Annotated in this window: 15 protein-coding genes and 1 tRNA gene; 9 read left to right on the top strand and 7 right to left on the bottom strand. The window is 45.9% G+C overall.

Annotated features, from left to right (window positions below; translation table 11 throughout):
* Positions 1-2: 2 nt before the first annotated feature.
* From LEUMU_RS0102520 to LEUMU_RS0102530, 3 genes are all read left to right on the top strand, one after another.
* Positions 3-79: transfer RNA gene (locus LEUMU_RS0102520), tRNA-Val, on the top strand.
* 193 nt (positions 80-272) lie between these two features.
* The gene (locus tag LEUMU_RS0102525; protein WP_022950709.1) at positions 273-821 is read left to right on the top strand and encodes a heme NO-binding domain-containing protein; all 549 of its coding nucleotides are present in this window, start codon (positions 273-275) and stop codon (positions 819-821) included.
* Positions 822-823: 2 nt separating this feature from the next.
* On the top strand, positions 824-2,584 hold the full coding sequence (locus tag LEUMU_RS0102530) for a response regulator (protein WP_157474234.1): 1,761 nt from the start codon (positions 824-826) through the stop codon (positions 2,582-2,584).
* 146 nt (positions 2,585-2,730) lie between these two features.
* Here the strand turns inward: LEUMU_RS0102530 and LEUMU_RS0102535 are convergent, their stop codons facing one another.
* The 5 genes from LEUMU_RS0102535 to LEUMU_RS24345 form a co-directional block, all read right to left on the bottom strand.
* A complete protein-coding gene (locus LEUMU_RS0102535) occupies positions 2,731-4,062 on the bottom strand; it encodes a DUF3131 domain-containing protein (protein ID WP_022950711.1) in 1,332 nt (443 codons plus the stop codon).
* The gene (locus tag LEUMU_RS24335; RefSeq protein WP_022950712.1) at positions 4,059-5,945 is read right to left on the bottom strand and encodes a glycosyltransferase family 2 protein; all 1,887 of its coding nucleotides are present in this window, start codon (positions 5,943-5,945) and stop codon (positions 4,059-4,061) included. Before LEUMU_RS24335 ends, LEUMU_RS0102535 begins: the two co-directional genes overlap by 4 nt.
* Before the next feature lie 63 nt (positions 5,946-6,008).
* Positions 6,009-6,419, bottom strand: coding sequence for an ATP-binding protein (locus LEUMU_RS24340; RefSeq protein WP_022950713.1), 411 nt, complete (start codon positions 6,417-6,419; stop codon positions 6,009-6,011).
* A gap of 86 nt (positions 6,420-6,505) precedes the next feature.
* On the bottom strand, positions 6,506-6,841 hold the full coding sequence (locus tag LEUMU_RS0102550; protein ID WP_022950714.1) for an STAS domain-containing protein: 336 nt from the start codon (positions 6,839-6,841) through the stop codon (positions 6,506-6,508).
* Positions 6,842-6,850: 9 nt separating this feature from the next.
* Positions 6,851-8,041: a PP2C family protein-serine/threonine phosphatase gene (locus LEUMU_RS24345; RefSeq protein WP_022950715.1), complete on the bottom strand. Its 1,191-nt coding sequence runs from the start codon at positions 8,039-8,041 to the stop codon at positions 6,851-6,853.
* Positions 8,042-8,248: 207 nt separating this feature from the next.
* Here LEUMU_RS24345 and LEUMU_RS0102560 point away from each other — a divergent pair, with 207 nt between their 5' ends.
* From LEUMU_RS0102560 to opgC, 4 genes are all read left to right on the top strand, one after another.
* Complete coding sequence (locus LEUMU_RS0102560; RefSeq protein WP_022950716.1) at positions 8,249-8,788, top strand: hypothetical protein; 540 nt, start codon at positions 8,249-8,251, stop codon at positions 8,786-8,788.
* 2 nt (positions 8,789-8,790) lie between these two features.
* Positions 8,791-10,236 carry a DUF3131 domain-containing protein gene (locus LEUMU_RS24350; protein ID WP_022950717.1) on the top strand — a complete coding sequence of 482 codons (1,446 nt, stop codon included), beginning with the start codon at positions 8,791-8,793 and terminating at the stop codon, positions 10,234-10,236.
* A 3-nt stretch (positions 10,237-10,239) separates the two neighbouring features.
* On the top strand, positions 10,240-13,314 hold the full coding sequence (locus LEUMU_RS0102570) for a hypothetical protein (protein WP_022950718.1): 3,075 nt from the start codon (positions 10,240-10,242) through the stop codon (positions 13,312-13,314).
* Between the two features lie 77 nt (positions 13,315-13,391).
* A complete protein-coding gene (gene opgC, locus LEUMU_RS0102575; protein ID WP_026744419.1) occupies positions 13,392-14,639 on the top strand; it encodes an OpgC domain-containing protein in 1,248 nt (415 codons plus the stop codon).
* A gap of 106 nt (positions 14,640-14,745) precedes the next feature.
* Here the strand turns inward: opgC and LEUMU_RS0102580 are convergent, their stop codons facing one another.
* Positions 14,746-15,060, bottom strand: coding sequence for a DUF1244 domain-containing protein (locus LEUMU_RS0102580; protein ID WP_022950720.1), 315 nt, complete (start codon positions 15,058-15,060; stop codon positions 14,746-14,748).
* 318 nt (positions 15,061-15,378) lie between these two features.
* Between LEUMU_RS0102580 and LEUMU_RS24355 the strand changes: the two genes are divergently transcribed.
* Entirely contained in the window at positions 15,379-16,305 is a 927-nt protein-coding gene (locus LEUMU_RS24355; protein WP_022950721.1) for a LysR substrate-binding domain-containing protein, read from the top strand.
* A gap of 4 nt (positions 16,306-16,309) precedes the next feature.
* Here the strand turns inward: LEUMU_RS24355 and ppc are convergent, their stop codons facing one another.
* Positions 16,310-19,129, bottom strand: a complete 2,820-nt coding sequence (ppc, locus tag LEUMU_RS0102590) for a phosphoenolpyruvate carboxylase (protein WP_022950722.1) — start codon at positions 19,127-19,129, stop codon at positions 16,310-16,312.
* 128 nt (positions 19,130-19,257) lie between these two features.
* Here ppc and LEUMU_RS0102595 point away from each other — a divergent pair, with 128 nt between their 5' ends.
* Positions 19,258-20,763 carry a B12-binding domain-containing radical SAM protein gene (locus LEUMU_RS0102595; protein ID WP_022950723.1) on the top strand — a complete coding sequence of 502 codons (1,506 nt, stop codon included), beginning with the start codon at positions 19,258-19,260 and terminating at the stop codon, positions 20,761-20,763.
* Positions 20,764-20,836 lie beyond the last annotated feature (73 nt).

Genomic DNA, 20,836 nt, shown 5'->3' on the forward strand with positions numbered 1-20,836 from the left:
TTAGGCGCGTAGCTCAGTTGGTTAGAGCACTACCTTGACATGGTAGGGGTCGGTGGTTCGAATCCACTCGCGCCTACCAGATTTGATAAAGTCACTTCATAATCGTTTGTTAGTGACTACAGATCTGGTAAATGTCTAATATCCATATTACTTCCTATCTGTTTTTTTCTGTTATCCCATTTGTTTGTGGGGTAGAATACTTAGTGTATTTTATATGCAAAAAATGTCTTTTTCAGACTAATATTCAACAATAAAAATGATTAGGAGGCACCGTGAAGGGCGTTATTTTCACAGAATTTCTTGAAATGGTTGAGGATAAATTTTCTCCCGAAATTGCAGACAGAATGATTGAGGCATCCAACCTTTCAACGGGAGGCGCTTATACATCTGTCGGTACCTATCCACACAGTGAACTGGTGGAGATGGTCGGGCATTTGAGTGAAGAATCAGAGATCGATGTTGTCCCATTAATCAAAGTCTTTGGTCAGCACTTGTTTGGTCGATTTGTAGAGTTGTATCCCGAATTTTTTGGTAACGTTGACTCTTGCTTTGGCTTTCTGGCACTAATCGAAGATCATGTGCATGTCGAAGTCCGTAAATTGTACCCGGATGCCGAGTTACCAACCTTTGGTACTGAGCAGCCTGAGCCTTTAGTGCTGGAAATGACTTACCAGTCTACACGTCCATTTGCTCCGGTAGCTGAAGGTCTGATCCGTGGCTGTATTGAGCACTTTCAGGAAGACATCACATTAACGTCTGAAAATTTATCAGGTGTGGAAAACACGCATGTGCGGTTCAGGCTTGAAAAAACAGCGGCTTAACGGTGAGTGACGAATTAGAGCTATACAAACGACGTCTTCAACGTGAGCGAGCTGCCAGAAAGCAGGCGGAGTCTTTGTTGGAGCGTAAAAGCCGCGAGCTTTACGACAGCAACAATAGCTTACAAACGCTTGCAGAGTCTTTAGAAGAGCAAATCCTTCAGCGTACCAGTGAGCTTAAGCAAGCGCGTGATGTGGCATTGGCTGCCAGTGAGTCTAAAACGACGTTTCTGAGCACCATGAGCCACGAAATACGCACGCCCATGAACGGCATTATCGGTATGTCGTATTTGTTGCTTGATACTGAACTGACTCCCGAGCAGCGGCGTCAGGCTTCGGTGATTCTATCCTCATCGCAGTCCTTGCTACGTATCATCAATGACATCCTCGATTTATCGAAGCTTGAAGCTGGCAAGTTTGAAATTCTCAATGAGACGTTCGTGCTAAGCGACTTGCTGGACGATATTTTCGGTTCTATGGCAATTACAGCGGCGAATAAGCAACTTGAATTGTTATGCCAAACCGACTGCAGCGTTCCGCAAAAGTTGACCGGTGACCCGCTGCGGTTACGACAGATCTTAGTTAATCTATTGGGCAACGCACTTAAGTTTACGAGCAGCGGTTACGTCATGCTGCGTGCATTTCGCATTGCCAAAGATAATGACTCAGTTAGCATTCGTTTTGAAATTAGCGATACCGGGACTGGCTTGGATCAGGTTGCACAAGAGGGCTTGTTTACGCCGTTCTCTCAGGGCAAGTATGACCGGACCAATCCTCAGGGTACGGGTTTAGGTTTATCGATCTCTAAGCGACTGGCTTTGTTGATGAAAGGTGATATTGGCTTAGAGAGTACCTTGGACAAAGGAAGTACCTTCTGGGTTGAAATTCCATTTGGGCATACTGATGATCGCTCAGATTGTAAAACGCTAGTAGGGCGCTCGTTTGCCCTGCATGAAAACAATGCTCTAATTCTTGATATTGTGAAGCGGCAGTTTGCAGCCCTTGGAGCGAATTTAACGGTTGTGAGTTCAGTCGATGAGCTGGTTGAGCTGCATGCGTTAAAGCATGAGAATAAAATCGACCGCTTTATTGTTGATCTGGAGCACCTGAAAGACAATGATCAGTCACAATTGCTGAGCCATTTAAAGCAGTCTGATCTACCTGATTCCTGGTTATTTGTGCGAAGCATTAATGAATCAAGTTCTGCATTAACTCGCGAGATTCAGCATCAATCGATACCGAGCATGACTAAGCCGCTAAGTCAGATTAAGTTCTCACGGCACTTAGAAGCGGTGGTGGATAATGACAAGCAGCGGGATGAAGGTTCTTTGCCGCTACCTACTTCCGCTACGGATAAGCCATGGCCGCAAAAGCTGAAAAGCGTGCCACGTATTTTGTTGGTTGAGGATAATACGGTCAATCAAATGGTTGCCATGGCCATGCTGAAAAAGATGGGCTTAAAAATCGAACTGGCTAAAGATGGGATTGAAGCAGTTGAGGCATCTCAGGCCAAAGATTATGACTTTATTCTGATGGATATTCAGATGCCGCGAATGGGTGGTATCGAAGCGATGAAGCTGATTCGTGCGCAATTGGCCGAGGCAGGTCGCAAGCCCATTCCTATTGTGGCGCTGACAGCTAATGCCATGCAAGGTGCTTCAGAGGAGTATCGGGGAGAGGGGATGGATGATTACCTGACCAAGCCGATCAACCCGAAAGCGTTGGAAGCTATGTTAATGAAGTGGCTGCTACCGATACTTCAATAATCAATGACTCCTGCTTAGCGAACAACTAAGTACTCAACGAAGCTTATCAGCAAACGCTTAAAATAGATTATTGCCTCAAAGCCTAAATAAAAAAAGGGACAACATGTTTTGCATGTTGTCCCTTTTTTATTGGCAGTGCGAACTGATTAGCGGCTGGCTAATTCAGTCTGCTTTGGTTTTAGTAGCGGGCCAAGTTGCTTATACGCCAGAGTCTCAAGGATGATTCCGTTAGTATTGGCAGTCAGCGCCTTGTTTGGCTTGCCCGTTTTTTCATACAATCCAGAATACCAGCCTTTATCAGGATCATACAGCTTGCTGGCCACATCGATTAGCTTGCGGGTGTAATCTGTTTCATATAGTGCGTGCCATCCAAAAGCCGCTTTAGTACTCAGGCTCTTAAAGTCACTGGCATCATCACCGGATTCGGTAATCGTGTTCCAGGCTTTACCACCCGTAAATACCGTGTTGTAGACAAAGTAGGGCGCTACATCGATGTTATCTTCACTGACAGCAGTTAGGATGCCAGTATCTTCGTAGCGAGCCTGCTGAACCGAATACACGCGATTTGAGAACTGCTGAGAGATCTGATCAAAGCCATATTCAATGCCATCCAAAATATAAGGCTCACTTACCACATAGTTGTGTGCGGTGAACTCCTCAGGGCGGCGGCTATCGGTGGCAATGTTGATGCCATAGATATCGATGAATTTTAACCAGGATTGATAATCAATCGCTTCCGCCACGTCATAACCCATTAGTTGCATGGATTTAGCCGCATACTCTTCATAGCCTAAGCGTCCTTCTTGCAGGATTTGAGTCTTTTTACCCTCACGAAGTGCGCCATACAGGTTGCCTTTGTTGACCATGGCTGCCAAGTCCCAGCGAGCCAAAACTTTCTGAACTTCAGGGGTGAACTCCGGATAGTGCCAAACTAATGCATTGATCGGTACCATCACTCGGCCGATATCAATTGCCGACCAGCCAATACCTTGAACGGTCTCACGGTTGGTATAGTCGACCATTTTCAGGCTAATGGTGTTGTAAGACTTATTCGGTAATTTTCCTTCAAACAACGGCAGTGCTTCCAAGCTCGCAAGCAGATTGCCCATGCGATGTTTGAAGTTCTCTTCTGTAATGATCTTCAGTCGATGTGCTGAAATCAGCCCCATCATGTAAGACGAGGTATCCCAGAGCGTCGACGCGTTGTACTGATCAACCGAGTTCACCATGCCAGTATCGGCAATGGTATTATTTTCAAAGTACTTCCACGCAATTTTAGCCCACTCCATTTCCTCGGAGGAAAGGCTGCGCGAAGCAGATAGTGGGATGCTGATTTCATTTTTGATGTTGGCACGTGCAGCCACACGGTTTTCAAAGTCGATATTTTCCATGGTGATGACAATACCGAAAGCGGTCGTTAATGCCAGCATAAAAATAATATGACTGCGGGCCCGGATCAGGTTAGTTTTGAAACTCATGCGGGTTCCTCATTAAGTGAATGTTTACTAAAGTCCGGAGTGTCCGTGTCATTAGTTGCGGTCTCTGCCGCATTTTGTTCAGGATCTGGCTTCCAAGTGGCTGCGAATAAAATGCCACTTAATGCCAAAATATTGTTAAGTCCCCAGAAGGTATTAAGTAGTACGCCATCCACCGAGAAGCCAATATGGCCCATCGAGAGTTGCCACCAAGCGTAGCCAATACCAATCGCTGTTAGCACCATAATGCTCAGCTGTGGAATAATCAGATGAAGGAAAGTACCTTCCTGCCGATCTTTAGGGGTCACTGGAAAGCTAATCTTTTCGCCTTTCAGTACTGTCCAGATAGCGCGTAAATTGTTCGGGAAGAAAGCCAAATAAGAAGCTTTGGATTGGTAGCCCGCTAACCCCCAACAGCCCACCATAAAGGCCAATTCGGTCATTAACAAAAATGGTAAAATATGCGCATAAAAGTCCATGGAGTAAGCTTGTACCGGCGCGATCGCCGTAAACAAGTAAATCAATGGTGCGCATAGGAAAATCGCATTCCAGATACCGCCGATGTATGACCAGATTGTGGTGGCATACATTAGTCGCTGTGGCAGGCTCATGCCTTCACGAAACACCGGATTATCATTCTTGGCAATATCCAGTGTGCCACCCGCATACTTAAAGCGTTGAATCGTCCAGCTCAGTAAATCTTGAGGGGAGAGCATTTTCGACTCAACCTCAGGATGCATCACTGATTTCCAGTTACGCTCAGAGTCGCCATGCAATACGATAGAGGTGTAGATATCTTCAGATACATGAAAACGGTACGGTGTAAATTCGTTATCTTGTAGTACCTGATGCTTCAGTCCAGACTCGGTAATAGCATCCAGCGTTGTTTCACCAGTTAGTTTACGAATCTTCAGGCTGTTGCTGATCACTTCTTTATCAATGGATTCAGCGTAGGCCTTAAGCGCGGCTTCCATAACGGCTTCACGGCGGTGAATAGAGCCTGCGCCGCAGCAGAAAGAGGCATTACACCAGTTGCGGCGACGTTGAATCACGTCATAAAACATTTTAGGGTCATTCACGAAGGGATCTGCGCCGATGCGCACTTCACCAATCAGCTTCTCAATACCGGCACCTAACAGGCGGCCAGGGGTAGAGAGGTGTTTACCAAGTGTCGCTTCCAGTGTTTTACCTTCTGGCAAGTCAAAGAACCACTGAGGGGTTTGCACCCAGGCCACACTAGGGTCACGAAAGTAACCTAAGGTGTGTTCTAAAATAGTTGGGAAAGGGCGGGTGTCAGCATCACAGATAACAATGAAGTCGCCACTGGTTTGCTCCATGGCATTACGTAAGTTACCCGCTTTGTACCCCATGTTATTGTCACGAGTGATGTAGTTAACGCCTTCTTCTTCACTCACCTGCTGCATGGTTGCCCGCTTACCGTCATCCAACACGTGAATGCTGATATCGATATGGCTTGGGTATTGAACGCGCTTGGCATCCTGAATACTTAAGCGTACCAGTTCAGGGTCTTCATCATAAGTAGGGAAGTAAACATCGACCTTAATCGGGCGATCTTGCTGTGGTTCGTAGTCGACCACTTCACTTAAATGAGCGGGCGGTTCTTGCTTCGGTGTGTCTTTCACTTTCCACAAATTGAAGGTGAAAAAACACAAGCCAATGTAAGCCCCTGTTTCTGCAACCACCAAGGGAATCGCGTACCAGAGCGCTTCCACATTAAGGGAAGAGGTCCAGCGCCAATAGATATACCAAAGCCCTAGCGTTAGGTTGATAACCGCTAAGTACTGCCAGAGCAGCTCTCTGGTTGGAGAGTGCAGTAATGGCGGTTCGGGAACCCGGTTTTCGAATTTTTCAAAATAAAAACCCATGGTGAGCATCCTTTATAATTATTATTCTGCTTAACACATACCCAGGGTGATGAGATGTTACAGTTAAATTGTCGTCTGCTTTTTTAGGATCAATTGATTGTGATCAGTATGACGATAGTACTCAATGCTATCAGACAGTGCCTGAATCAGGCATAAACCCCAGCCGCCTTCTGGCATATCATTTATATCTGGAAGCTCTGAGCCCTCCGCGATGGCAGAGCCAGGCGCAGGAATGCCGGTGTCAGCAATCGAGATCACCGTGCTGCCGTCCTCTAGAGTCAATACAATGTTGATTGCATGGCCCGGTTTTTCCAGATACGCATGCTCAACGACATTGTTTAATGCCTCAACCAGTATTAATTCCAGCTGACCTTGCAGGTCGACTGAGATCTCATATTCAGTACAATAGTTATACAATAGTTCTGAGGCCTTACGGACCTCCGAGAAGCTACTATCAATAGTTAGTGTGAACATTATTTTTCAAAAATGCGGCAATTTAACTCACCGCACTTTCAGGTCCCCCACAGCTGTTTGGTGTTATAGATAAGATGCTGTTTCACTCAGCTGAAGTGTTGTTTAGCGCTTTCAAGGTTATCTGACAGAGTAAAAATACGATCCATACGCGTCAGCTTGAATAGTTCCAGTACTGCGCCGGATGCGCCAAGTACTACCATCTTGCCAGTGCCGCCAACTTGTTTCAGTACTGCTACCATTGCGCCCAGACTGCTACTGTCCATAAAGCTTAAGCGGCTGATATCAAGAATCAGTTGATTGTTTCCTGACTGGATAATCGCTTCCATTGCCGCCTTAAAATCGGGTGCAACTGAGGCATCCAAGCGTGTCTCGTCAAGCGTCGCAGTGGTCAGGCCATTGTCTTGTTGTAAATTGATGTTCATGGTGTAGCCTCATTTATTGTTGTTTATTTCGTCGAACTCGAAAATCAGAAAGCTGACGTCGTCAGGTAGTTTATTTAGTTGATCGTTACCGAGCCATTCAGTGGCAATGGTCTCTGTAATTTGTTTTGCGCTTTGCTCTTTAATCGCTTCAAAGTGCGAGGTCAGGTTGTCGCCCTCCAATACTTCATTGTTCAAGAGCGATGTATTCTCGCTAATGCCATCGGAGTACAGGATAAATTTATCGCCAGGTTCCATTTGCAGCACTTGGGTCTCGTAATCGGCACCTTCGAACAAGCCAACCGGAAAGCCGTTTATTTCAATCGGTGCAACGGTATTCTCTTTGTGCTTAATCCAGTAAGGGTGAGGGTGACCTGCTTGCACGTAATAGATTTTGTTTTCTTGCAGATCGACGATTCCAAAAATCATAGTCAGATAGTGATCATGTTTTTGTTCAAGCAGTCGTGCATTCAAGTTGTGTGCGAATAGGGCGGGTATTTCCTGTAAGCGATCCCGTGTAACAGCGCCACCGTACAGTCCACGTTTTAAGCCCAGTGATACCTGAAGCGACATGGATAACATGGCCGCCGAAATTCCGTGACCGGAAATATCAACGCTATAAAACACCAAACAGTCCGTCTGAGTTTGGTAATAGTCGAACGTATCACCCCCAATAAACACGGCAGGCTTGAAAAACCACTCTGTTTTTACGGACTTTAAACGAAGCGGATCGGGCAACGAACTGACCTGAGTGGCGGCGGCATCTTCAAGGTCTTTCTGGATGCGATCATGGGCCTCTCTCAGTGCAGCATTTTTTTCTGCAATGTCATTTTCCAGCGTAACAACCCGTTGCGCACCCAGTAAGCGAATGCGGATTTCTTCCAGATTAACCGGCTTGGAAGCAAAGCCGTCAGCGCCTGAGTTAATGGCGTCTAAGATGTTCTTTTTGCCACTCAGACCGGTTAACAGAATGATGTATATATAATGAGAGAAGTTGGCGGCACGAATTCGCTCGCACAGACCAATACCATCAAGGCGCGGCATTTGCCAGTCACTGATTACGGCTTCGAATCGACCTTCCTGGAGTTTCTCCCAGGCGTCTTCCCCATCGATTGCCTCAGTTACTGTGTGGCCAAGTTTTTTTACCATATGGCATATGATCATGCGCATTTCTTTGGCGTCATCTACGATTAGAATATTCATGCGGCATTAAGGTAAGTCATTGTTTTAATAATTTTTATTATTCACTTGTGTGACGAAAAATAAGTGTGACATAATGAAATCCTGCTGTAAAACAGAATTAACAAAAATTAGACAAGCTGTATTTTTTACAGACATATTCTTATCTATTCATGTCTTGTGCAGATTGGTTTAACGATAATAATAAGAAAAATAAGCGGGTAAATAATCATGCTCTACCGATCAATCAGCGTTGCGGTCATCGTGCTGTTGTCGTGGCTGACTTACATGTCAGTGCAGTCTTCTCAGAATCTCAGTCGTCAAATTCAGGGTGTTGCTGGTTTGTATCAGCAATCTTCCGAGCAGGTTGATGGCATCGTTGAGACTCAAGTGGTCATTACTGATCAGATTAAAGCAATCGAAGCATTCATTGCGAAACAAGACCAGTCGGCAAAAGAGAAAAAACAAATTCAGGCTAAGTTATCGAAAGAGCAGCAGCTGACAGAGTTATATAAAACTTATGCTGTAGTCTTGAGAGCCGATGCACTGCGCGGCGCAAAAAAATTCCCAGAAGCGGCAGCATTACTTAAAGGCACCAAGAAAGCCATTTGGAAAGCCGGTGACACCTATAAGGAACACCAAAAAAGTATGCGCGGCCTAATGCAGAAAGTTGATGCACTGGTTAACGCCTGGAACGCAAAAGACGGTAGCAAAACTGCATTTGATATCCATGAAACTATAAACAAAGTCCTGCAAGATAAAGGTAAGTAAAGATGAGTGAGCAAAATAATAATAACAACGAGAATCGCCGCAAACTTAAACGTTATCTGCCTCTTCTGCTAGGCACAGCTCTGGGAGTGGGTGTCATTGCCTGGAGTACGTCTAAGGTTGAAAACACAACGGGCGATCGTGATCCATCAGAGCTATTCGCTTCAAAATCTGCAGAAGATGAAGCAGGGATGTGTGCAGCGACTAAAGCCGTTAAGCATGCCTGCTTTAGTGCTAAGAGCTGTTTGAGCGAAGAAGATATGAAGACGGCGCGGATTGCCTGGAAGTATTACGAGAATAACTACCAGCCCAAAACAGGTCTGGTTAATGCGGCAAACAAATACCCTTCAACCACGATGTGGGATACCGGTTCTGCAATGGCAGCGACGATTGCCGCTCAGGATTTTGGGATTATCACTCAGAAAGAGTTTGATGATCGCATTGTGGCGTTGATCAAGACGTTGAGCACCATGAAGCTGTTCAATAATGAAGCTCCAAACAAGGTGTACAACACTATGTCTGGCGCAATGGTGGATTACCGAAACCAACCGACTGAGGACGGTATCGGTGTCTCTACATTGGATTTGGCGCGTTTGGTCTCTTGGATGAATACCCTAATCTGCAAATATCCCAAGTTTACCAATCACGCGAATCAGGTGTTATCACGCTGGAAATATGAGCGTTTGATTAAAAATGGCCAGATGTATGGCTTGGCACGCGATGCAGTGACTAAAAAGATCCGTGTCTTGCAGGAAGGCCGACTAGGTTATGAGCAGTATGCTGGTAAAGTATTCCAAGAAGTAGGTTTTGATCAAAGCGTTGCGGCAGATTACAACAATGACTTCCGCAGTGGTATGGATATCTATGATGTACCCATTGCTTATGATAGCCGTGACCCTCGTGTATTAGGTGCTTACAACTATGTGGTCACCGAGTCCTATGGTCTGGATGCAATGGAGCATGGTTACGATGATGTAAACATTCCACTGGTTAGAAATATTTTCGATGTTCAAAAAGAGCGTTGGAAGCGTACCGGTATTGTAAGCGCGATCTCGGAGGACAACGTTGACCAAAAGCCGTACTTTGTCTACAACACGATCTTTACTGCAGGTCTGCCATGGAATACCACAACCGACCGTGGTGTGCAGTATGACAACCTGAAGAGCGTATCCACTAAAGCGGCAATGACCATGATTGCGCTTTATCCAGATGATGAATACAGCAAGGTATTGAAAGAGCACGTTGAGAGCGCTTATCACCCTGATAAAGGCTGGTACTCCGGTGTTTACGAGAATGGTGGTGGTTACAATAAAGCGATTACTGCTAATACTAACGGCATCGTTTTGAGTACTTTGCTCTATAAAAAATACGGGTCATTGTTTGATATTTGCAACGCTTGCGATCGCAAACTTAAGCTCGACGAAAAAATCTTTGAGCTTCAACAGAAATAAATCATGAGCTCTGCACACACTCATTATTGGCTTAAGCACTCCGGACAGCAGTTAACCCTGCTGTTCGCGTGTATCTGTGCCTCAATGGGTGCGTCAGCTCAAGAGATTACAGTACCGATTCTTAAGCAAAGCAAGATACTGCAATGCGCCAGAACTGAAGCTAAGGCTAAAGTGGCTTTGGATGGCTTGTGGGAAATTCAACGAGATGAAGAAGGTATTCCGGATGAGTTACTGCTTAAAGGTCAGAAGCGAGTGCTGCATGCGGCTAGCTTAGACATTGTGCTGGATGCTTTGCTGAGTACGGCGACTAAGTTTCCTGCATTGCGTAACCAAGCTGAGCGGACCATGTTGCAATGGAACTACTGCCAGACATTTCGTGGTGGTAGTTTTTACGATATTGAAGTGGATGAGACTGGTCGACAGTCTTTTATGGTAGCAGGGGAGTCACCTCTGGGTTGGAGCAGTTTTAAACGTCTTGGCTTTTTTGGTGATAGTGAGTCTCGTTTTATTCCTGAGCTCATCAGCTCTGATGAGCAAAGCTCACGCCAGGATTTTCAGCATTTATTCCACCGAATTTATCGGGAGCAATGCTTTCCGCATCCGGATACTTCGCAGTTGTTTGAAAGTGAGTTGTTGGATACCAGTAGCAAAATTACAGCGGAGCCAGCCGGCAAAAATGAAGAGTATCCACATTATTGGGAAACTGATTGTGTGTATCCCCGTGAAGCGCCTGAGTTAGAGACTAAGGTCGAGATAGTTCCTGTACCTGTGTTGGTGCCTGAATTGCGTTCTGCCTTAGAGCTTTTACCGGTTCCTGTTCTGGTTCCTAATATTCGCAGTCAGGTAGAGATCTTACCGGTACCTGTTTTAGTACCAGGGCTTCGCAGTGAAGTAGAAATTCTTCCCGTACCGGTTGATATTCCAACGCTGGATACACAGCTGGATATCGTTCCTGTACCGGTTGAAGTCCCTTTATTGGAAACGCAGTTAGACATTGTTCCAGTAGCGATCGATATCCCTTTATTGGAAGCGACATTAGAAATTATTCCGGTGCCAGTTGAAGTGCCTGTTTTGGCTTCTCAAGTAGAAACTCTACCGGTTCCAGTTGATATCTTATTACCGAAAACGCTTGTTGAGATTGAAGAGCAATCGGTGGATATTCCAGTGTTGGCGAGTAAGGTGACGTTCGACCCTCGGCCCGCGCCTGAAAAGATTTTCAAACGTCCGGCAGCGCCAGTGGTTAAAAACGTCGGTGGTAATGGCGGTGGTTATTATGCCGGTGGTACTGGTGGAGTAGCGCCTGTCGTTACTAATTATGCACCAGTAGCTCCTCAGGTGGTTAGGCAGCCCGTTCGGGTTGCTCAACCCGTACAGCAAGTGGGTCAAGCTCAACCCGTTGTGCAAGTCGCTCAGCCAGTAATCGCTGCACGGCCTTCTTATGTGGTTGATAGCAATGCGCCATTGCTGGAGCGTTTACTGGGTCAGATCGGCAATGGGAATGTGCTGATCATTGATAAAATTCAACTGACGGTGAATGAGTACAAAGGTAACGTTCAAACGGCTATCTCAAGCTCAGATGTGGGTACGACCCAGAATGTTGAGGCGGTTGGTGCGTCAGTGGTTAAAGAGCTGGTTAAGTCACTGCCTAACTATAATGTTTCATTGGCTTCTACTTCTACGCCGGCACAGGCTCCACAGCCTGCACCAAAGCCAGCTCCGGTCATTGCTAAGGTTGCACCGGCGGTAAAAGTGCAAAAGCGTCCGGCACCAAAAAAGTATGTTGCTAAGACTGTGTCGGTGCCTTATTTGCAGCCGATGCTGGTTGTTGGTCAGCCATGGCAGCCAGCGCCGAAGCCAGTAGTTATTAGCTCTTCAAAGAAGCCACAGAAAAAATCCGTTAAAGTGCCTTCACTGGCAAGTAAAGCGAAGGTGAATCCTTCAGCCAAGAAGTCAGTTAAAAAGCAGACAAAGAAACAATATAAAGCCCCTGCGAAAAAGCAGACGCAGCCAAAGTCATCCAGTCTTTTTGTTTACAAACCTTATGACTGGAAGAAAAAGTCAGAAGGGCAGAGTGTTGAAGAGTTACTCCAGGAATATGCGGAGTACGAAGCCAAGCGAAAAGCCGCTCTGGCAGCTAAAAAAAAAATAGATAAGGCAAATGAAGAAAGACGGACGCCTGTTTGGGAAGAGATTGAAGAAAGGAAGCCACAGCCACGTGTTGAGACTCATTCCAAAGTTGAAACAAGTAAGCAACAGCCGGTTGAAGTTTCGTTAACCAAGGGCATGGCAATGCCTGAAGAGAAAGTGAGTTTTGATTTCTCAGGCGGCCGTAATGATGATGACGTTAAAGCATCAGATGTCATTCCATTAACCTTGACTGATGATGCGCCATTGCCGTATCTGATCGAAGAGCATTTTGAGCCGGGTAGTGCGACTAAAAAAACAAGCAAAAAAGCAACGGCTAAAAAGAAAGAGAAAAAGCCCATTGGATTGGCTGGAAACCTGTATCTGAAAAAGTCGCTGGGTAGCGGCAATATGGGGATCGGTGGTTCTATCAATCGCAAGTTGGTTAAAGACAGTTACTGGTTTGCGAGAGTTGGCTGGAGTTATTCGCTGGAGCAAAGTGATGACCCGTTTAGCTACTCTTGGGGTATTGGCTACAGTGATTGGCATGCCGGAACTTTTTCTGCGCAGCTAAACAACTGGGGACCGATCAAGTTAGGCGAGGGCTTAGCGCTTGATAAGGCCGTTGCCAGCTTCGGTTACTCGGTAAAGTCTGAACTACTCAAGAAGTACCGCTTAAGCGCTTCTGGCGCATTGAATATCCCAATTAAGGGTAATAGTTCTGTGGCGGCCAATTTCCGCTGGTCACCGAAGGAAAATTGGTACATCAATGCTTCGGTGAGCCAGCCACTAGAAGGTGGTGGAGAGCCTAAGTGGAGCTATGGTTTTGGTTATAGCGACTGGCGTCCTAATAAGTTTAATCTGCAGTATTCGAACTACGGTCCAAACGAATTGTTTGATACCAACTACAACAAAAACGGTACTTGGTCATTTAGCTATAACTGGAAGTTTTAATTAACGCCCTATTCAGCGTATTTGTGCCAAATTACTTATAATTAATAATAAATAGAAAAAACAGGTAGGCCATTCCCATGAGTGCATCCAGTACTATGCTTGAACAAGAAATGGCGAATAAAGAAGAGGGGACCCAAAGCTGGGTTTACACCGACACAGGAGCAACAAGAGATCTACGATTAGATTTTTTGCGTGGCTTTGTCATACCTTTATTATTTGCCAGTCACTTTGAATATTTTTCAGCATTAATGTTTGTTGGCTGGGAGCGAGCAGGCATTGTCTCGACAGCAGAAATATTTGTGATTCTGGCGGGCGTTGTCGTCGGCATGGTGTTTGGTAAAAAGCTTAAAAAAGATGGCTTGGCTGCTGTGATGCCATCCCTAATGGACCGCTCGGTTAAACTCTATCTGACTAACGTCATGCTGATTTTAATCATAGCTGGCATACGCTACTTACCTGAAATTGATAGCACGATCATTACCACCTTCCACAGTCCATTCAGTGGCAAAACTTTCCCATTATTTCCATCGATGGAGTCAGGCTTTTTCAATCTGATGAGTCAGGCATTACTGCTTAGAATCGGACCGCACCAATTCCAGATCATTGGGATGTACGTGGCGATGTTTGTACTGGTGACACCTTTTATATTCTTTATGATCAGCCGCAAGCGAGTGGCATTATTGCTTGGTATTAGTTGGGTGATTTATCTGATTAACTTTGGTGCTCACGAACCTAACTCTGGCAGTCCAGCGTTTCGTCCAACGGGCGCTCAGTTTGAGTATGCCTTCCCAATCTTAGCTTGGCAGATGATTTATGTGCATGGCGTGGTCGCTGGATATTTCAAAAAAGAGATTCTGGAGTTCTTTAGCACCCAGCAAGGCAAGCTAGTGATGTATGCCTCCTTTGCGCTAACGTTCGCTTTCTTTATTCTGACGTGGAACAATCCTCTGAAAGAGTTTGGTTCAGCGCATTTCTCAATGATTTCACCGGATACCTTTCATTCAATCTATGGTCAGTATTTTCAGAAATATAAGTTAGGGCCTGGCCGTGTGCTCAATGCCTTTGTACTCTTGATAACCATGTATGCGATTCTGACACGCTTCTGGGTGCCAATTAACAAGGCACTGGGTTGGTTCTTCATTCCACTAGGACAAGCATCCTTATACGTGTTCTTTGTACATATCTTCTTTTTGTTGATCTTGGCTAATACGCCATTACCAGCCATGAATGATTTTTGGATTAATACTGCGATTCATGCCGGTTTGCTATTTACCGCTTGGGCCATGGTCAGAACCCGTTTTCTGTTTAAGATTATTCCGAACTAAGTACGACCGAGATGCTGCTGATGATTTCATAGCGTCATTTAGCATCGATATAAAAAAGCCGCGCTCATTATGACGCGGCTTTTTTGTGTTCTAAATTAAAGCATGCTTAGTGGCCGCTGATTTTCGCGTGCAGTGGTTTAGTCTCTTCGAAGGCCTTGATCTGCTCGTCGCTGGCTTTGGCTTGGTGCTTTTCTTTCCACTCTGAAAACGGCATGCCATAGATGGCTTCACGTGCCTGATCATAGTCCATGGTTTCGCCCAGCTCAGTAGCTGCTTCCAGATACCATTTGCTCAGGCAGTTCCGGCAGAATCCGGATAGATTCATCAGGTCAATATTTTGAACATCGCTGCGTTCCTGAAGGTGGGCGACTAAACCACGAAATGCGGCGGCTTCAGCTTTAATGCGGTTCTCGTTATCCATGTAAACACTTCCTGCACAATGAAATCGGCTCAGTATGCCAGAAGTGTTAGGCATAAAAAAAGAGAACCCTTAGGTTCTCCTGGAATATTGTCGTTGCGTTGGCGGCTAAATAGTAGGGAGCTACCAACTTCCCGGAGTAAGGTGTAACGACAATTGATGTAAACATGTGACGGTTAGTTTAATGCATATACGATTTTCCTACCTCACTAGGATTAGGTAGGGCGATTAAATTGCCATTACCTAGCTATAAGAGGTATTTAACCGCAGTGATTAATCATGTACCGTGATGGCTAATTAATTATTATTACATCCAATAGTATGGAGCTTCGTCAATTACGTGCATTGATAACGCTTGTTGAGCATGATTACAATGTCAGCAAAGCCGCTGCACGCTTAAATCTGGTTCAATCCGCCGTCTCCCAGCAGATTAGTAAGCTAGAGGCTGAGCTGGGTACGCCCTTATTTTTGCGCCACGGTAAGCGACTGATTGGTTTGACCGACACCGGCCAAAAGATCATTGAATATGCTTACCGCTCATTGGCAACCATTGAAAATATTTATGAAATTGGTCGTGAGCAAATTAGTACCGGTGAGGGGATGCTCAGAATTGGTGTGACGCATATGCAGGCGCGTTATATTCTGCCATCGGTAATTAAGCAGTTTCGAGTTCAATATCCGGCGATTGAGTTACAAGTACATCAAGGAACGCCAGCACAGTTGGTGGAAAAAGCGATTCATGATGAGGTTGATTTTTCTGTGTGCACTGAAGCCTTAGCGGTGAGTCAGGATTTGTTGACGATCCCTTGTTATCGCTGGAATCGAAGCCTGATTGCACTGGTAGATAATCCGATCTTAAGTCTTGCAAAAATCAATTTAAAGGCGCTCTCAGAAGTGCCATTAGTGACTTATGTTCAAGGCTTTACGGGCTGTACAGCATTTACCGATACTTTTGAACGAGCGGGTGTTTGGCCTAAAATCGTGCTGAGCGCATCAGATACTGATGTAATCAAAACTTATGTGCGGGAGGGCTTAGGTGTTGGAATTATTGCCAGTCCAGCCTATGTGGATGATCAGGACCAAGACTTGATCAGACGTGATTTAAGTGAGCTATTTCCGTGGGGAACCACGCGGATTGCCTATCAAAAAGATAAGTTTATCCGTCGTCATCAACGCTACTTTATCGACTTATTATTAAAGACCGTGCGACAGCCAGATCGCTGGCACGGCCTTATTCCTAGCGAGTAACGACCTAGCCGGTATTACGCATACCTGCCGCTATCGCATTGATCGTTAACAACAAACCATCTAACCATGGCGAGCGCTCATCACCTTCAGGGAAGCTACGGTGACGTTTCATTAACGCAATCTGGATATGGTTTAGTGGGTCCAGATACGGCTCGCGACGCTCCAGTGAATAACGCAGTTTTGGTGCATTCTCCAGTAGGGTATCTTGCTCACAGATATTCAGTACTTCGCTAACCGTCAGCTCATACTCATTGCGAATTTTCGAGAAGATTTTCTGAGATTGTGATTGATCAGCCCACAGCTCTGAGTATTCCTTGGCAGTATTCATACGGGCTTTGGTCAGTGACATTTGCACATTACTAAATAGCGCACGGAAGAATGGCCATTCCTGATACATTTTCTTGAGTGTTTCTTCGCCCTCTGGAATCTGCTCACGGAAGGCGGACAGAGCAGAACCGATGCCGTACCAAGCAGGTAAAGTATGACGTGCTTGCGCCCAACCAAAGACCCACGGAATGGCACGGATTGAAGATTTGGAGCGAATCGCCGTCTTACGATGCGACGGGCGTGAGCCGATATTTAGCTGACCAATTTCCTGAACCGGCGTGTTCTCATAGAAATAATCTTGGAAACCATCCGTGTTATCCGTCAAATCTCGATAGCTGAATTCCCCGGCTGAGGCCAGCTGCGCCATGGTAGTTAAGAACAACTCATGATAAGGGCCATGTTTGCGGACTAAGCAGATGCTGCTCTTTAACAAGCCAGTAATACCTACCCCCAATTCATACACCGCCGTTTCCACGTTGCTGTATTTATTGGAGATGACTTCACCTTGCTCGGTGAATTTGATCTGACCTTTAACCGTATCGGGCGGCTGAGAAATAATCGCTTCGTGAGTTGGTCCGCCTCCACGTCCTACGGTACCGCCACGGCCGTGGAATAATCGGCAGTTCACACCGTATTTTTCGGTCAGTGCAATCACTTCTTTCTGGGCGTTATACAAGCTCCATTGCGAGGCCAAAATGCCGCCATCTTTATTGGAATCAGAATAGCCAAGCATAACTTCCTGTAAGTTGCCTGAGGCTTCCAGCAACGCTTTGTAGGTTGGGTTAACCAGTAACTTATCCAACACAATTGCGATACGTTGTAAGTCATCAATGGTTTCAAATAGTGGTGAAATTTGGATATTCGCGAAATACTTACCGTCCGCATCTTTACCAGCCAAACCGGCCAGACGAGCAAGGAACATCACTTCCATAATGTGGCTGGCATCGTGCGTCATTGAGATTACGTAAGTGCCGAAAATGCTATCGCCGGTTTCTTTGCGCATATCGACCATCACATCAAATACTTTCAGTACTTCGATGGTTTGATCGCTGAGTGACTCAGGGTTTGGCTTTGGTAAGGCTCTGTGCTCAATTAACTGAGAGAGTAGGGCAATACGCGCATCTTCATCCATTGAGGCATAGTCGGTATCAGGACGGAACTGCTGTAATACCTCGATAACGGCATTGGTGTGCTCGGTGGATTCTTGGCGAATATCCAGATCAAACAAACTAAAACCACAGGTCTCGGCTAAGCGAATCAAGTCTTTTAGCTCACGCGCAGCCGTGGCATGGTCATTATGGCTGTGCAGGGAGTCACGGATCAGATACAGATCATTCATGAACTCATCAATGCCTTTATAGCCATGGTGATTTGGATCAACCTGTCCATCACCCAAGCGCGCATTGACCTGCAGTAGGGTTTGCTTCAGACGGTAAGCCATGATTTGTAGCTTGCGGCGGTAAGGCTCGCTCCGCAGGTGATCCGGCTTATCTTTAAATACCGGCTTCAGCAACGTGACCTCATCAGCTTGCATAGACTGAGTGAAGGCGTCAGTCGGCGTGATATAAGCCGTGTCGTGCGACAGGATATTACGCAGGGCACGAGTGCAACGAATGTATTCATTTAAAATGCACTGCATGTGCAAGCGAACGGCTTTGCTGGTTAGGTCAGCAGTTACAAAAGGGTTACCGTCGCGGTCACCACCAATCCATGAACCAAAGCGTAATACCGATGGCACGGTGATTTCACCTGCGCCATAAACCTTACGCATGGCGCGCTCAAAGAAGCGGTACATTTCCGGAATAGCACGGAAAATACTGGTGTCGAAGTAGAACAAACCATAGCGGATTTCATCTTCTACGGTGGGTTTGTCTACACGTACTTCATTGGTACGCCAGAGCAGTTGGATTTGTGCTTTCAAGTGGCGCTTGATGGAGTCGCGCTCTTCTTCAATCAGGTAATCATTGTGTAACTGATCAAGAATCAGGAAGATGCTACGTTGCAATGTCATTGAGGTACGGCGACGGGCTTCAGTCGGGTGCGCCGTAAATACCGGAATGTAGCGCATTTGATCCAGTACAGTCTGTACTTCGCTGGCACTCAGGCCTTGCTGTTTCATATCCTCAACCGCGCCTAAGAACGACCCTTTCCATAAGCTGCGTGAGCCGGTGCGGTACAGTTTGCGGCGTTGTCTGTGTAGGAAATCCTCTTCGACGATGTTCGATACCATGTAGAAAATATTGAAGGCACGAATAACCTGTTCCAACAGATCAATATCTAATGACTCGATGTATTGCATCAATTCGGCACGTTGCTGCTCGTCGTCTTTTATACTGAGCTGAATATAGCCTTTTCGCAGATGTTCAACCGCAGTGAAAAGTTCCTCGCCGGAAATTTCGCAAAGTACTTCACCTAACAAGTCACCAACCATCCGGACTTGGTCTTTGAGTGTGGATACTGCCATCAATGTGTTATCTTGAGCGATTACGTCGGTCATGAGAATTCCTTCGGGATAGAAAGATAATCGGGGTACTACATTAATATTAACGGAAAAAAAGTTGGCGTAAATGAAATCCTTGCAATGTAAGCCGTGTACGTCAATATTTAAGACTTTATGCCTTTAAGATGATCACTTTAGCCACTTTAAATGCACGCTATATCCATACTGCGTTCGGATTACGTTACCTCTATGCAAACCTTGGTGAGCTGCAGGCACAGACGGTGATGCGTGAATTTACGATTCACGAAATGCCGCTCAATATTGCGGAAAAATTGCTAAGCGATCAACCTACAATTATTGGCATCAGTGTGTATATTTGGAACGTGCGTGAAGTCACTGAGTTGGTTGGAGTGCTCAAGCAAATTGCGCCTCAGGTGAAAATCGTGTTGGGCGGGCCGGAAGTGAGCCATCCGCCTGATTTACCTGATGTGGCTGAGTTGGCCGATTATGTGATTACAGGGCCGGGTGAGCTAAGCTTTCGTCAATTGTGTGAGCAACTGCTACAAGGCCAAAAGCCGTTGAACCGGATTATTAGTGGTGTGTCGGTGCCACTTGATCAACTGCAGTTGCCTTATCAGTTCTACTTGGAAGAGGACCTGGCTAATCGCATCACGTATGTAGAAGCCTCGCGTGGGTGCCCGTTTAAGTGCGAGTTCTGTTTGTCGGCTTTAGATAAAACAGCCAAGCCATTTGAGCTGGGAGCCTTTTTGGATGAAATGGATTCCTTGTATCAACGCGGCGCGCGCAATTTTAAGTTTATCGATCGGACGTTTAATCTGAAGGTAAAAACCTCGGTAGCGATTCTGGAATTTTTCTTAGAGCGGATGGACGAGGATTTATACCTTCATTTTGAAGTGATTCCGGATAATCTACCGGATGCTTTAAAAGACATGCTCAAGCGCTTCCCGCCTAATCGTCTGCAATTTGAAATTGGGGTACAAACTTTCGATCCACAAATTCAGGATTTGATTAGTCGCCGTCAGGATAACGACAAAACGATCAAAAATCTGCTGTGGCTACGGGAGCATACTGGCGCGCACTTACATACTGATCTGATCTTCGGTTTACCGGGCGATACACTGGAGAATTTTGGTAAAAGTTTTGATCAGTTAGCCTTGTTGCGACCACAGGAAATCCAGCTGGGCATTTTAAAACGTTTGCGTGGTGCGCCAATTAACCGCCACAGTGAAGACTACCAGCTGCGCTATAACCCGCATCCTCCCTACAATATTCTTAGCACTCGCGATATTGACTTTAGCACCATGCAGCGAGTGAATCGCTTGGCGCGCTACTGGGATATGATTGCCAATTCCGGGCGCTTTACAGTGAGTTTGCCGGTGATTTTAGGGGATCAGCCATTTGTGCGTTTTCTGGCTTTGTCTGATGCGCTCTATATCGCTTCAAACAGTACTTGGAAAATCAATTTACAGCGCTTGTTTGATTTGATTCATGTGGTTTCGACGGATGTCTTGGTGTTGGATAAGGCAGAATTAGAAGCGGCGTTACTAGAAGATTATCAGCGCTCAGGGCAGAAAGGTGAGCCGGCGTTTGTGAAGCAGAAAGCGGTGGTTACTGGTAAAAAAATGGGTAAAGGGACTGCGAATAAACGCCAGCAGTTACACAACCAGTAAATCATTGGCGATTACGGATTACGGATTACGGATTACGGATTACGGATTACGGATTACGGATTACGGATTACGG

It is taken from the genome of Leucothrix mucor DSM 2157 (assembly GCF_000419525.1).
Lineage (GTDB): Bacteria > Pseudomonadota > Gammaproteobacteria > Thiotrichales > Thiotrichaceae > Leucothrix > Leucothrix mucor.